The sequence below is a fragment of the Ningiella algicola genome, from assembly GCF_028401415.2.
In the GTDB taxonomy this organism is placed as follows: Bacteria; Pseudomonadota; Gammaproteobacteria; order Enterobacterales; family Alteromonadaceae; genus Glaciecola.
In genome coordinates this window covers 4,518,406-4,532,813 of record NZ_CP171821.2, presented here as the reverse complement: position 1 = coordinate 4,532,813, position 14,408 = coordinate 4,518,406, and the positions used below count along the sequence as shown (strand labels likewise).

Sequence of the window (14,408 nt, the reverse complement as noted above, 5' to 3'; positions counted from 1 at the left end):
ATCACCCTCAATCAGTTTGACTCACATGCAACCAATCTTACTCAAATCAATCCAAGTTGTTTGCGCATTTAGCATTCTTGCCGTTCTATATGCATGCCAGCAAAGCATGCAAAATAGCCAACATTTAGTCCAAGCCCCCATCAAATTATCGGTTGGCGAAGGATTCTACAACCCAATTGGATATTATGAACCTATGCCAAGGTTTTCCTGGAAAATCCATCCTGAATCGTTGTCTCAGTCTCAATCTGCTTATCAGATTCAAGTCGCATCCAATATGTTTGATAAAAACAGCGCTGACATTTGGGACTCGAAAAAAACGCTGTCTGCAGAAACGTCGTGGATAAAGTATGAAGGAAAAGCGCTGAGCTCTCGTCAAGGTGTTTATTGGCGCGTGAGATTTTGGGATGAGCAAATGCGCGTGTCCAATTGGAGTAAACCCCAATCGATAGAGATGGGTCTGCTAAATAATCAGCAGTGGCAAGGAAAATGGATTCGCCATCCTGAGGCTAATGAAAGCTACGTTCGAGAATATGAGGGAAACATCGTTAAAAATGCGCTTTATCGACCTCAATATCTGCGCACAGAATTTAGGGTAAAGCCGGGAGTCAAAAAAGCCCGACTTTATATTACGTCTAAAGGTGTTTTTACTTCTTTTATCAATGGAACGAAAGTGTCCGCAGATGTTATGACCCCTGGCTGGACGCCCTATTTAAAGCGCATCGAAACCCTCACCTATGATGTCACAAGCTTGTTAACTGACGGACAAAATGCACTTGCTGCCATTGTTGCAGAAGGCTGGCATACAGGACGAATACTATCGCCCGAGCCAAGGGAGGTGAAGCCTTCAGCCTTGTTATTGCAATTAGAAATAGAATATCTTGATGGCAGCAGTCAGACCATCAGCACCGACAAAAACTGGAAGGCAAGTATCAAAGGTCCTATCCGTTTAGCGAGTAATTACGACGGTGAGACCTATGACGAAAATTACAAAATGCCTGGATGGAAATTGGCGGGGTTTGACCAAGAAAACTGGCTAGATGTCATCACCGACGATATTGAATCCGACCTTGCTTTGCAACCGAAACGCCACACCGCGCCAACCACGAAAGCCATTATTGATGCAATAGACATCATAGCTGTGGATAACCCTCAAGCGGGCGTTGTGGTCTTTGATATGGGTCAGAATATGCTGGGGGTGCCGGAGGTTCATATTCCTGCCCTTGCCAATCAAAAGATAACCATACGATTTGCTGAAGCCCTTGAGCATAATCGCTTCTATACGAAGAATTTAAGAAGTGCGCTAGCGACTGATTATTACATCCCCGCCAAAAGCGGCATTATCCATTATATACCTACCTTTACATTTCATGGATATCGATATGTCGAAATTTCTGGCTATGATCAGACGAAAACACCTGATTTAAGTTGGGTAAAGGGTCGAGTTCAGCATTCAGACTTTGATGTTACTGCTAGCTTCGCCAGTTCACACAACAAACTGAATAAACTATCAGAGAACATCGTATGGGGATTGAGAGGTAATTTTCTGGACATTCCCACAGACTGCCCACAACGTGATGAACGCTTGGGCTGGACAGGAGATGCGCAAGTATTTTCTGCGCCATCCATGTATATGGCAGATGTCTACGGTTTTTGGTCGGCTTGGATGCAGTCTATTCGGGAGGAGCAAGATACGAATGGAAGAATTCCGAACTTCGTTCCAACTAAACAGAACAAGCACACGAAAGGAGCATCCTCCGGATGGGGCGATGTCGCCATCATTGTACCCTATGAACTTTATCAACTGACCGGCGACACCCAAATATTAGCTGAAAATTACACTATGATGAAGGGCTGGCTAGACTTTCACCAATCGAACGCTAACAAGCACATTTCATCCATGGATAGCTTTCAAGATTGGTTACAGCCGCACTCTCAAAGAACGGGTAAGTGGGAAAAGCTCAGGGGAGATACGCCACGAAAGCTTATTTCTACAGCCTACTATGCAAGAGCACTTGACTATATATCGCGTTCAGCACGAGTACTAGGGCTCGAGCAAGACGCTAATCAGTATTCAGAAGAGTTTAGGCGGGTGAAAAAAGCGTTTAGGGAAACCTTTTACGACAACAATTTGATGGCCAAAACATCCAGTACGCAAACTAGTTACTTGCTCCCACTAGCTTTCGATCTTTTTTCTGTCGAGGATGCAAAAAAAGCGCAACAGCATTTGCTTGATGAGATTGCACGCGCAGACAATCATCTTCGCACTGGGTTTTTGGGAACACCACTGTTGGCGCCCGTTCTGCAAAAGATCGGTAGAAGTGACCTAATGTACGAAATCCTATTTAAAGAAAGCTACCCCTCTTGGTTTTATTCAATTAACAATGGCGCTACTACAACATGGGAGCGCTGGGACTCGTATTCTCTCACTGATGGCTTTAGTGATGAGAGCATGAATTCTTTAAATCATTACGCATATGGCGCGGTAGCAAAATGGTTTTACGAAGGGATATTGGGCATCAGGCCGAGCTCACCAGGCTTTAAGACGATCACGATTGAACCGCAGTTTACGACGCATTTATCCCATGCGAAAGGGGGATATATGACGCCACAGGGCGAAGTAATCGTCGATTGGAAAATTCATAATTCGCAACTCTCAATGCAGGTCGTTGTTCCAAAAAATACATCTGCAACAATAGTCTTACCTGAAGAGACCTACTCTACCCTTAGACTGAATAGGCATTCACTTGTTTCTGCAAATGCCTTGGTGAACTTAGCACCGGGCAGCTACGATATAGCCGCAAAGCTTGATTTATAAGTCTTATGCGCTGAGGTAAACATTATTGTAGCCAGTAGCCTTTCTAAGCGCCGTGTGCTTTGAAATTTGGAACATAGGCAATAGCATTGGCCCCATTACGACAGCCGCAATGGTCCATTTACGTTTTGCCAATCCATACACAACTGATTCAACATGAATATACATACATGAGAGTATAAAGCTTATTACAATAAAAAACGTTACCATGTCACTCTCCGCCTACAAATTAAGTCGTTAAATATTACAATAATCCCGCATAAAAAACATGAATAATGGATATTTGAGAGAGAAAAACCGGCTTAAGCCGGTTTTTTAACAGTTTACTAACGTCATAATGACATATCAGTAAAACGTTTCTTTCTTTTCCTTCATATCCAACAGTATTTGAGCAGGCGCATATTTCTCAGCATATGTTGATGCATAGTGCTCCAGGCGGCTCACCAAATGTTCAATGCCCAACTCATCCATGTATCTAAACGGGCCGCCCAAGAATGGCGGGAAGCCTATACCAAATATTGCACCAATATCACCATCTCTTGCGTTACGAACCACCCCCTCTTCTAGGCACCGAGCCGCTTCGTTTAGCATGAGCAACACACAACGCTCCACTACCGTCGCATCTGTGTACTTTGTAACCGGCGATATACCTAATAAGTCATATACAGACTCATCTACATCTTTACCTTTGCTTTTTCCCTGATAATCGTAAAAACCAGACTGGTTTTTCTTACCTTTTCGATCATTTTCAAGCAACTTATCAAAGGCATCCGGCGCACTGAAACGCTCTCCAAACTGTGCTTTTAAGATAGGAATTATTTTTGTCCCTACATCAATACCCACCTCGTCAAGTAACTTAAATGCACCCACTGGAAACCCAAACTTAACAAGCGCCTTATCAATGGCGTCGACCGGTTGCCCTTCCATCGCCAAGTAACCTGCCTCACTCATGTAAGGCGCAAGGATTCGATTAACATAAAACCCGGCACCGTCTTTCACTACAATGGGTGTCTTACCTTGTTTTTTTGCAAACTCAACCGTCGTTGAAATACTCGCATCCGATGTACTTTCATGCGGAATCACCTCTGCTAAAGGCATTTTATCTACTGGTGAAAAATAATGAAGACCAATTACATTTTCTGGACGTTTTGCTTTTGCGGCTATTTCCCCAATGGGAATGGAAGACGTGTTAGAGGCGAATATGGTGTTCTTATGGCACTGCTTTTCGACATCTGCCACCATTTGTTGCTTCAACTCTACGTTCTCAAATACCGCTTCAATCACAATATCGTTAGTCTTGTAACCGCTGTAATCCAAACAACCAGTAATTAAAGAAAGCTGCTGCTGCATCTGAGACTTACGCATAAACCTTCGTTTTACTTTTTTATTCAAAATGTCGTAGCTGTATTTAATTGCGCCTGCAATACCATTTTCGCTTATGTCCTTAATGCGCACAGGTACTTTCGCTTTAGTAGCTGTGACAAAGGCAATCCCGCCGCCCATTAATCCGCCGCCAAGCACGCCAGCTTTTTTTATCGGTAGCGGTGTTACGCCCTCTACGCCATTTTCTTTTTTCATTTCTGTGGTGGCAAAGAAGATTTCTCTAAGCTGCTTTGACTCTTTGCTCATCACCAACTTGCCAAAAAGTCGCGCTTCAGTCTCGTAGCCTTTATGACTATTTTCCAAGCCCGCTTCAATACTATCAATGATGTACATAGGCGCTGGGTAATTGCCTTTCGTTTTCGCCAGGGTTGCTTCACGGGCTTTTTTGAACATGATTTTGCGACCAAAGCCCGTATCTTCAAGCACTTTGTTTGTGACTGACTTGCTGCTCTCACGTTTTTTAATGGGTGTTGATGCCAACTTAATCGCTACATCCATTAAAATAGACTCGGGCACCATATCATCCACTATGCCGTATTTTTTCGCTTGCTTGGCTCGCGCAGGTGAGCCCGTCAGCATCATTTTCATCGCTTGCTGCACACCAATTAGTTTTGGCAAACGTTGAGTACCGCCGCTACCGGGAAGCAGTCCAAGTTGAACTTCCGGCAAACCAAGTTGGGTTTTGCTACTATCGGAGCACACTCTATAATGACAAGCCAGCGCAAGCTCAAGTCCACCGCCCAGCGCTGGACCATGAATGGCAGCGACAAAGGTTTTTGTCATCCTTTCTATGCGAGCAAATACTTCCTGACCGCCAGTTGCTAGGGCCTGAGCGTCCTGTGCAGATTCGCAGGCAGCAAGCATTGATACATCAGCGCCTGCTACAAATGAGTCTTTTTTACCACTTGCTACCACAACACCTTTGACGGCACTGTCTTGGTCAATCTCGTCCAAAATCGCGACAATCTCATCACCAAAATCAGCTTTGAGGGTGTTCATTGATTCACCGGGCACATCCATCGTTAAAATGGCGATACCGTCTTCACGTTTCTCTAGTGTAAATGCGCTCATTATTCGGTCTCCACAATCATTGCTGCACCTAAGCCACCAGCGGCACATGCGGTTAACAATCCTGTGCCCCCTCCTTTTCTATTTAGGTCGTTTAGCATCTGCGTTATCATTCGCGCGCCTGTTGCAGCAAAGGGATGCCCATAAGCGATGGAGCTGCCCATTTGATTGAACTTATCCATGTCTATTTCACCCGTAGCTTTGCTTCGGCCAAGCTTTTCTTTTGCAAACTTATCACTGGCAAACATTTTCACATTAGCAAGGGTTTGCGCGGCGAAGGCTTCGTGCATTTCGATAAGGGTGAGATCATTTAAGCTCATACCTGCTCTTTCAAGCGCAATTGGGGTAGCGTAGGATGGCCCCATTAGCATGTCTTCCCATACATCGATTGCCGCAAAGGCATAGCTTTTAATAAATCCTAAGGGTTTGTAGCCGAGTGCTTTTGCTTTGCTTTCAGTCATCATCAGCACCGCAGATGCCCCATCGGTAAGTGGCGTCGCATTGGCGGCGGTCACGGAACCATGCTTTTTGTCAAAAACAGGGCGTAATTTAGCGTAGCCTTCTAAGGTAGAGTCAAAGCGAACATTGTTGTCGCGAGAAAGCGCCCCTTTATACGGTTCCGCGTAGGCAGTCATCACTTCATTATCTAGGTTGCCAGCTTCCCAGTTTTCGGCGGCTCGGGAATGGGAGCGATGCGCTAGCGCATCTTGATCTTCTCTAGAGATACCGTGAGTTTTTGCCATTTGTTCGGCCGTTTGCCCCATCGATAAACCTGTTGAGTATTCAGCCACGGCTGGCGGCACTGGAAGCAGGTCTTTCATGCCCAGTTTCTTAAAGATATTAAATTTTTGGCCGATGGTTTTAGCTTTTTGTAAATCTACCAAAGCGCGAGCTAATTTTTTGGACACGCCAATGGGAGAAACCGAAGTAGAATCTGCGCCACCCGCAATGCCTACTTCTATATTTCCTACCATCATAGATTCAAGCACATTCACTGCAGACTGAAAGCTGGTGGCACAAGCACGAGATACGCTGTAGGCATCAGTATGCACTCTCATGCCGGTGCCAAGCACCACTTCTCTTGCAATGTTTGGCGCTTCAGGCATTTGTACTACTTGTCCATATACCACTTGTTCAACCAAGGCAGGATCGAGGTCATTTCGAATAATAAGTTCATTAACGACCATTTTTGCCATATCAACGGCCGGCACACCATGAAAATAAGTCGCCATTTTAGCAAAAGGACTTCTCAGCCCTGCAACAATAGCGATTCGGTCACCAGAGCCTGTGACTAAATTCTGTTTATTCGACATATATATTCCTCGATTGCGCGCTAATTAAGACTAATGCGTTTACTATAGGTGTGCTTTGTCAATAAAGCTACGGGTCAAAACTTAAACAGGCACACTCATCTGGTCAGACCACGCAGTAGAATTGTCACAAATGATTACACAAAGCGCAAGGTAAAGTTTTAAGAAGCGATTGGAAGTTGATCTTTGTAAAATCGAACCCTTATACATTTTAAGAGTCCATCAATAGCGCAAAATGTAAAACTTGAATAAATGCGCATAAGCCTTATATCCAAGATATCGAGTTATGGCATCTGAATGCCGAATGAAAATGGGCGATAAACGCCACTTCTTTTGTTAATTGTATAGGTGTAGGTCAATACATGGCAGTGAATCAAATCAAGCAGCTGTTAAATCACTTGAATTCGCAGGTGATTGGGCAAAGCGAATTAACGCAAAGTATTATTGTAGCGCTGTTAGCAGATGGTCATATATTGGTTGAAGGCCCGCCCGGCCTGGCCAAAACTCGAGCAGTCAATGCACTTAGCGATGGTATAGATGCGAATTTCCATCGCGTACAGTTTACCCCAGACCTGTTGCCTGCTGACTTGACCGGTACCGATATTTATCGACCAGAAACCGGAGAGTTTGTATTCCAACAAGGTCCCTTATTTCATAACCTCGTGCTCGCAGATGAAATTAATCGTGCTCCAGCCAAAGTACAATCTGCCTTGCTTGAGGCCATGGCCGAGCGTCAAATCACTGTAGGCAGTAAAACCTATAATCTCCCTCAGCTATTTTTGGTAATGGCAACGCAAAACCCGCTTGAACAAGAGGGTACTTATCCCTTACCAGAGGCGCAGCTCGACCGATTTTTAATGCACATTGAAATTGACTACCCCAATGCAGACACCGAGCTAAAAATTCTCAAACTCAACCGAGGCGAATCGCTTGATGACATGAATCACGCCTTGCCAAAAGACATTGAGAAACTCTCGCAGCTAGACATTATGTCAGCTCGCAAATCCATCCTCGAAATTCACATGTCAGAAGCGATTGAAACCTATATTGTTCAACTCATTATGGCAACGCGTAAACCGCAAGCCTACTCAGAACAGTTACGAGAATGGATAGAAATTGGAGCTAGCCCTCGTGCAACGATTGCTCTGGAGCGCTGCGCACGAGCACATGCCTGGTTGAACGAACGTGATTTTGTGACACCAGAAGATGTGCAAGCCATGCTGTTTAACGTGCTGCGTCATCGACTGATATTAAGTTACCAGGCCCAAGCAGAAGGTATTGATGCCAATAAGGTAATTGCACAAATCATGCAACTGGTGCCGATCCCCTAATTAATGTTTATTTGCAGTGTTCAATACAAAAGATGTGAGACGACACTTTTAACCACAAAGATGATAGCTCTTTTATACTTATGTTAATTAACGAGTCATGATTACAACGCAAACAGACGATTCAGTGCAAGCCAGATTGGCACATTTAAAAAGCGATGGTATTCATGTGTCAATGCCGGAATTGGTGCGCTTTAAATCCCTTGCGCATATGGTTTCTTTGTCTCCAAGCTCACGTGCCATGAGTCAATTGGCAGGTGCTGAGCGTTCGCTGTTTAAAGGGCGCGGAATGGAGTTTGACGAAGCTCGGCACTATCAACCGGGCGATGACATTCGCAGTATCGACTGGCGTGTCACGGCGCGCACTGGTCGCACCCACACAAAAATTTTTCGAGAAGAGCGAGAGCGCCCGGTATTTTTGTTTGTAGACTTGTCGCCAAGCATGCAGTTTGGTACTGAGCTTTTATTTAAAGCCGTTCAGGCAGCGCATATTGCAGCGTTGGTTGCATGGGCAGCGGTTGGTCGTGGCGACAAACTGGGTGGCATTGTATTTAACAACTATCAAGATGTTGAGTGTAAACCACGGGCTCAAACCAAAAATGCGCTCCATTTTTTACATTCAGTGTCTAAAGTACAAAATACTTACATCGCGCGCGAATTTATGAATACAGATTCCACACAAATAAATGACACCGATAAGGCAAGTGCTGAATCGGCATGCATGTCTGCACTCCAACGCATGCATTTTTTAGCCAAACCCGGCAGCCTCATTCACATTATCACTGACGGAAGCCAGCTTACTGAGTCACATTTTGCATTAATGGGTGATATTAGTCGCCATTGCGAAATTAAAGTGAGCTTAGTGCAAGATTCATTCGAGCAATCGCTACCGCACACTGAGTCTGTGCAAAGCTTAAATGTTACCGACGGTGAGCGTAAAGGCAGCGTGCTGCTTGGTGACGCCGACTACGGCAAACACTACGAGCAGCAACACCGTTCTCGACTCGACTTTCTTAAAAATAACTTTGCAAAAGCCCGTATCAAACCACGCTTAGTAAGCGCAGGAGTAGCGCTTGATAAGCAGTTAGTTGCTCACAAAAGAGGTTTCGAAGTGGGGGAAGTAATATGAACCCGCTTGACCAACTCGCCGATATTCGAACGCCAGATAACATTTCCGTATGGCCGCTGGCGATGGGTTACTGGATTGCAGCGGCGCTGATTATCCTTGCCCTTGCGCTGACGCTATGGCAAATAATGCGCCGGAAGCGACGACTTGCGGCTAAAAAGGACAGTTTAGTAACCATGGCGTCCATTGATCTCAAAGATGCGAACGCCAAAGCACAAATCCATCAAGTGCTGAAAAAGTCGGTGCAAGCTTACCTCCCTGAAGAAAACGTATTGCAAATGTCGTCAACGGCATGGCAGGACTTTATTCATGATCAATATTCTTTGAGGAAAAAACGAAGCGCTTCTAACGAGACAATTGAGACGCTTATCGCGCTAGCGAATTGGCAATATGATCAACGAATTGACTTGCCTGATAATCAGTTAATACATAATGCTGCGATGGAATGGATGGCACTTTGCTTACCACCAAAAGCGCAGGCAATAGTCACAAAGAATATGAAGAATCCTGCGGTAAATGCTAAGGAGGCAAACAGTGTTTGAATTCGTTTGGCCCTTAGCTTTTTTGTTGCTGCCGCTGCCTTTTTTATTACGCTATTTGTTGCCTGCAAAACAGGGTAACCAGTCGGCTGCACTAAAAGTGCCCGCATTGCACAGTCTATCTTATTCGCAAAAACGCAGCGCAAAACCCAGTGTGGCCATCAGTATCCTTGCTTACCTCATTTGGGTGCTTATTGTGAGCGCTTCTGCACGTCCGCAGTGGTTAGGTGACGCGGTTGCAATTCCTAATGAAGGCCGAGACTTAATGATTGCAGTGGATTTGTCTGGCAGTATGAAGCAGGCTGATATGCGCATAAACGCTCGTGAAGTCAACCGTCTCACGATGATCAAATACGTGCTCGAAGACTTTATCGAAAGACGCGTTGGCGATCGGCTTGGATTGATTTTATTTGCTGATACCGCATATCTTCAAGCACCCCTGACTTACGACAGAGAAACGGTTCGAACGCTTTTAAACGAAACCGTCATTGGATTAGTGGGTGAGCGCACCGCCATTGGTGACGCAATTGGGCTTGCCGTAAAGCGGTTTAGCGAAAAAGAAGAGTCTAACCGCGTGCTTGTTTTGCTAACTGATGGCCAAAACACAGCCGGAAACATCACTCCCGAGCAAGCACTTTCATTAGCAAAGGCCAATAAAGTCACCGTGTATACCATTGGTGTAGGGGCTGATGAGCAGGTAGTAAGCAGCTTGTTTGGCAGCAGAGTGATTAACCCATCACAAGATTTGGACGAGCGCATGTTAAGCAACATTGCCAGAGAAACCGGAGGGCAGTACTTCAGAGCACGCGACACTCAGGAGCTTGTTAGTATTTACCAATTGCTGGATAGTCTGGAGCCTGTCGAAGGAAGCTCTCAGAAAATGCGGCCTCAAACTGCACTATTTTATTACCCCTTAGGCGCTGCCATCTCTATTGTGCTTACTGCGATATTCGCCAGTGTGTTGAAAAGGAAAGTCTTAAGTTTAAAAAACACCCAGAAGCCGACAGGACAAAAACCCTCACCCAATGACAAGAAACGAGGTGATTATGCTTGACGGGATCATGACATCGTTTCACTTCATTCGACCTTGGGCACTGGTGATGGTACCGCTGGTTATTGCAGTGAGCTATATATGGATGCGAGTCAAAATGGCTAACAGCCGATGGCAACATATCTTACCCGCTCATTTACATAGCGTTTTAATTGCGTCAAAGGGTAATAAACAAAGCAAACAAGCCTATATTTGGCTCATGATTGCCCTGACACTTGGCTGTTTTGCCTTAGCGGGTCCCGCTTGGCAGAAGTTACCGCAACCAGTGTATCAAACCGACTCTGGCCGCGTTCTAGTTATGGATATGTCTCTATCCATGCGCGCCACCGACGTAAGTCCAAGTCGCCTAGCCCGTGCAAAGTTTAAAGCCATTGATTTAATTCAGGAAGTTAACGACGGTGAAGTGGGTTTGGTTGCCTATGCATCTGACGCCTTCACCATCAGTCCGTTGACCCAAGATATTAGCAATTTAGAAAATCTCATTCCCGCACTAAGCCCTGAGATCATGCCAAGCGATGGCAGCAATCCCATCGCCGGTTTACAGCAAGCTCAAGCCTTACTCGAAGGCGCTGGCTATCAGTATGGGCATATTTATTGGATAACCGACGGCATTGAGAATATCGATGTTAAGCCAATTCGCGACTTCATCAATGACAGTCCATTTGAATTTTCTGCGTTGTTAATTGGCAGCGAAGAAGGTGCTCCGATTCGACTTAGCGACGGTAGTCTATTGAAAGACAATCGAGGCGCAATTGTCATTCCTCAGCTTGACGCTGCTCAACTTAGACAAGCGCTCAGTCCCTCAAACGCGAGGTTTACTCGCATGAGTATTAACGCAAGCGATATAGAGTCTATGCTGTTAACCAGTAATCGGTTGGAACAAGTAAGGCAGGAACAAACGCAAGAGAGCACGGGAGATGCATATGAGGATGCGGGCATCTATTTGGTACTCCTATTGCTGCCTATTTGCGCCTTATTATTCAGAAAAGGCCTTTTGTTTTCGCTGTGCCTCAGTGTTTTCCTATTCACGATGCCACCGCACAACAGTGCGCTTGCGCAAGAAACGGATACTTCTGTAGGGCAAAGCGCAAATACAAAAGGTCCTCAAGAAAGTGCGGGCAGCGCTTTGGGTAGAGCCTTTCGTGATGCGTTTTTAAATCAAGACCAACGGGCTAAACGGGCTTATGAATCTGCAGAATTTGATAAGGCGCAAAGCCTGTTTCGCGATACGAACTGGCGGGCTGCGGCGGCATATAAAGCAGGTGATTATGAAAGCGCTTTATCCCTGTATCAACAAAGCGATGGGCTCGACAGCATCTATAATCAAGGCAATGCACTGGCAAAACTTGGTCAATTCCAAAAAGCAATTGATGCCTATAACAAAGTGCTTAACGTAAACCCTGATCATGAAGATGCGGCCCGCAACAAAGCCATTGTGGAGGATTTACTGGAGCAACAGCAGCAGCAAGAAAATCAACAGCAAGATGGGCAAAACCAGGATCAAGAATCACAAGACCAATCATCCGAAGAGCAACAGTCACAGGACCAGCAAAACAGTGGTGAGTCCCAAGACGGTGAGCAGTCTCAACTGGAGCAGGAGCAAGAACAAAACCAACAAAGCGAAAGCGAATCGGATGCTCAACAAAACGATGACAGCCAAACTGGGCAAAACGAACAAGCTGACCAACAGCAATCTAACGCTGAGCGCAGTCCTGATGACGAGGAAGCTGGCGAGCAGGAACAAGATCAGGAGCAACAGGAAAGTCAATCTTCCGGGGAGCAAAATGCACAAGCGGAAGAACAAGAGCAGGACGCTGAGACAGGTAGTGTGCAGGCAATCAGAGAGAGTGACCTGACACCAGAAGAACGAGAACAAATGCAGCGTATGCAAATGCTAATGAACAAAGTGCCCGATGATCCGGCGTTTTTATTACAACGAAAAATGATGATTGAGGCTCAAAGACGCAAGCAATATGGTCCGCCTCAAACCCAAGAGCAGGAATGGTAATGTACACATCACTTACATTTAATCGAGTCTTACAACTTACTGCATTGATGTTTTGTTTCAGCACTTGGCATGCTCTTGCGCAAGTAAGCGAACTAACTGCGTCTGTGAGCAAAAATCCAATTCTTGCCGATGAAGCGGTCACTTTGCAAGTTAGCGCCACCGGAGACGCCGACAGAGACGCAATTGACTTTTCTGTATTGACACAAGATTTTAGAGTCAGTCAGCCTTCAGTGAGTCAATCGACTCAAATCATCAATTTTAACCGCACCCAAACCATCAGTTGGACATTGCAATTATTCCCGCGAAGAGAGGGCAAGCTGACCATTCCTAGCTTTGCTATAGATGGTCAGGCGAGCGCACCAATCATTATGGATGTCTTGCCTGTAGGTCAAGCCACACAAGCTCAACCGCGCGATTTTTTCGTTACTACGAGCGTGACATCAGATGAAGTATTTTTACAACAGCAGGTGCTTTACACGGTAAAAATTTATCTTGCCGGGGATATTCAGCGCGGTAGCCTGTCTGAGCCGGTGCTAGATGGCGCCGTGATTGAACAGCTTGGTGAAGACAGCGAATATCAAGAATTATTAAACGGTGTACGATATCGCGTCATTGAACGCAATTTTGCGGTGCTTCCTCAAGCCAGTGGTGTATACACCATTGATGGTCCGGTATTCCAAGCTGAGGTATTGAGCAATACGCGTCAGAGCTTTGCATTTTTTAATCGTAGCAAAACGATTAGCCGAGTCGCGCCGCCGCAAAACATTATTGTAAAACCGATACCAGAGAGCTACCAATACACATGGCTTCCCAGTGAGCAAGTGCAAATCGACGAAGAATGGCAAGGTTCAAACGATAATTTCGTTCAGGGAGAGCCGATTACGCGAACGGTCACACTAACTGCGCTTGGCTTGATTGAAGAGCAGTTGCCTATGATTGAGCCACGTTACCACCCCAGTTTTAAAACCTATCCCGAGCAGGCTGAAAAAGCCACCGTGGAAAGAAACAATCGATTGATTGCCCAACTAGTGCAGAGCACAGCAATTATCCCAAGCGAAGTGGGAAGCTTTGTTCTTCCAGAAATATCGGTACCCTGGTTTGATGTCAATTCAGGAGAAACGCGATTTGCCACCCTACCCGCTCGTACAATAAATGTAGTTGCCCCGGCTGCAACAGTTGGCGTCACAACACCCGACATTATGAACGAAGATATGAGTGCATCGGTATTTGATGAAGCGATACAAACAGGCTCGGGAACCGAACGAGGTTATACAGACACATCGCGCTTCCCTATTGTGCTATTTGGCTTAGACCTTTTGCATATCATTCTCATGCTGGCACTTGTAATACTGTCGCTGATAATGCTTTACATGCGAAACGCATATCAATACCGAAGAAATACTCCCCCCGTCGAAGAACAAAGTGCTGCAAAGGTGTCGCTGGTCGCTAACGAACAGGATGCATGGTTGAAGCTTGGCGATGCAATAGATAGCAATAACCATGCACGGCTGCAGCTGTGTTTGCGCAATTGGTTGAGCTTGATACTTAACAAAGACATCCATTCAATCAACGCAGCATTTAGACAGCTAAAAGCTGAGGATGCCGCAAGGACCTACAATGAAACGCTTGCGTCACAATATTCACAAAGCAAAGACAGCCATCCCGACTCAATACAAGACTTCAAAACGCAACTGAATGCAGTAAGAGATAAGCTCCAAAACACGCGTGATATGCAAAAGCATACTAGTATGTATCCTATCCACTGACGATAAGCAAAAATCTT

The 14,408-nt window shown here is 45.5% G+C and carries 9 protein-coding genes; 7 read left to right on the top strand and 2 right to left on the bottom strand.

Translation table 11 applies throughout. The annotated features are described in order from the left end of the window. The first annotated feature begins 106 nt into the window (after positions 1 to 106). Positions 107 to 2,815, top strand: coding sequence for a family 78 glycoside hydrolase catalytic domain (locus tag PN836_RS19765; RefSeq protein ID WP_395341709.1), 2,709 nt, complete (start codon positions 107 to 109; stop codon positions 2,813 to 2,815). A gap of 342 nt (positions 2,816 to 3,157) precedes the next feature. Here the strand turns inward: PN836_RS19765 and fadJ are convergent, their stop codons facing one another. Together fadJ and fadI are read right to left on the bottom strand one after the other, a co-directional pair. Beyond that, positions 3,158 to 5,266, bottom strand: a complete 2,109-nt coding sequence (fadJ, locus tag PN836_RS19760) for a fatty acid oxidation complex subunit alpha FadJ (RefSeq protein WP_395341706.1) — start codon at positions 5,264 to 5,266, stop codon at positions 3,158 to 3,160. Continuing rightward, entirely contained in the window at positions 5,266 to 6,576 is a 1,311-nt protein-coding gene (fadI, locus tag PN836_RS19755) for an acetyl-CoA C-acyltransferase FadI (RefSeq protein WP_395341703.1), read from the bottom strand. Before fadI ends, fadJ begins: the two co-directional genes overlap by 1 nt. Positions 6,577 to 6,935: 359 nt before the next feature. Between fadI and PN836_RS19750 the strand changes: the two genes are divergently transcribed. From PN836_RS19750 to PN836_RS19725, 6 genes are all read left to right on the top strand, one after another. After that, positions 6,936 to 7,904: an AAA family ATPase gene (locus PN836_RS19750; RefSeq protein WP_395341702.1), complete on the top strand. Its 969-nt coding sequence runs from the start codon at positions 6,936 to 6,938 to the stop codon at positions 7,902 to 7,904. Between the two features lie 97 nt (positions 7,905 to 8,001). Beyond that, positions 8,002 to 9,030: a DUF58 domain-containing protein gene (locus PN836_RS19745; protein WP_395341699.1), complete on the top strand. Its 1,029-nt coding sequence runs from the start codon at positions 8,002 to 8,004 to the stop codon at positions 9,028 to 9,030. Further along, entirely contained in the window at positions 9,027 to 9,569 is a 543-nt protein-coding gene (locus tag PN836_RS19740) for a DUF4381 domain-containing protein (protein WP_395341697.1), read from the top strand. The genes PN836_RS19745 and PN836_RS19740 overlap by 4 nt, the downstream gene beginning before the upstream one ends. Then, the gene (locus PN836_RS19735) at positions 9,562 to 10,620 is read left to right on the top strand and encodes a vWA domain-containing protein (protein WP_395341695.1); all 1,059 of its coding nucleotides are present in this window, start codon (positions 9,562 to 9,564) and stop codon (positions 10,618 to 10,620) included. The genes PN836_RS19740 and PN836_RS19735 overlap by 8 nt, the downstream gene beginning before the upstream one ends. Next, the gene (locus tag PN836_RS19730; RefSeq protein WP_395341692.1) at positions 10,592 to 12,625 is read left to right on the top strand and encodes a vWA domain-containing protein; all 2,034 of its coding nucleotides are present in this window, start codon (positions 10,592 to 10,594) and stop codon (positions 12,623 to 12,625) included. The genes PN836_RS19735 and PN836_RS19730 overlap by 29 nt, the downstream gene beginning before the upstream one ends. Further along, positions 12,625 to 14,391 carry a BatD family protein gene (locus PN836_RS19725; RefSeq protein WP_395341689.1) on the top strand — a complete coding sequence of 589 codons (1,767 nt, stop codon included), beginning with the start codon at positions 12,625 to 12,627 and terminating at the stop codon, positions 14,389 to 14,391. Before PN836_RS19730 ends, PN836_RS19725 begins: the two co-directional genes overlap by 1 nt. Positions 14,392 to 14,408 lie beyond the last annotated feature (17 nt).